Consider the following 448-nt stretch of genomic DNA (forward strand, 5'->3'; position numbering starts at 1 on the left):
CTCTGGGGGCGTCGATCCCGCGGAGTTCCCGGACGAGCGTCGGCACGACCGCCTCGTCAAGCACCGACACCGAGACGGTCACCCGCTCGGCGCCGTAGTCGAACGCCCAGCCGAGCGTCCGTTCGAGCGTGTCGTAGGCGCCCTGCTCCAGCAGGTCACGCTCCGTCAGTACGAGCGCGACGTGGTCGGGACCGTCGGCGTCGGCGAGGCGGTGGCGGAGGGCGAGGTAGGCGTCGTACGCTCCCACGGCTCCCTCTGGGTGGTGCGCGCTCGAAAAGCCTTCGCTGGGCGCTCAAGCCGCGGAACCACACCACAGTGGACCGGTCGGCACCGGCGTGGTGTCGGGACCGTTAAGTGGGCGTCGGGGGTAGCCGACGACGTGAACCGGAGGCTCAGGCGTGACGCGGGCTTCGCCGCGGTCTCCCTGCTCGCGCTCGCAGCGCCGCTG

1 pseudogene is annotated in these 448 nt (G+C 71.9%); it reads right to left on the minus strand.

The features are described 5' to 3' along the window. Nucleotides 1-247 (minus strand): annotated as a pseudogene (locus tag ACFR9S_RS08020) (undecaprenyl diphosphate synthase family protein); the annotation flags it as partial. Nucleotides 248-448: the final 201 nt, after the last annotated feature.

This window comes from Halolamina salina (assembly GCF_042678005.1).
Classification (GTDB): Archaea; Halobacteriota; Halobacteria; order Halobacteriales; family Haloferacaceae; genus Halolamina; species Halolamina salina.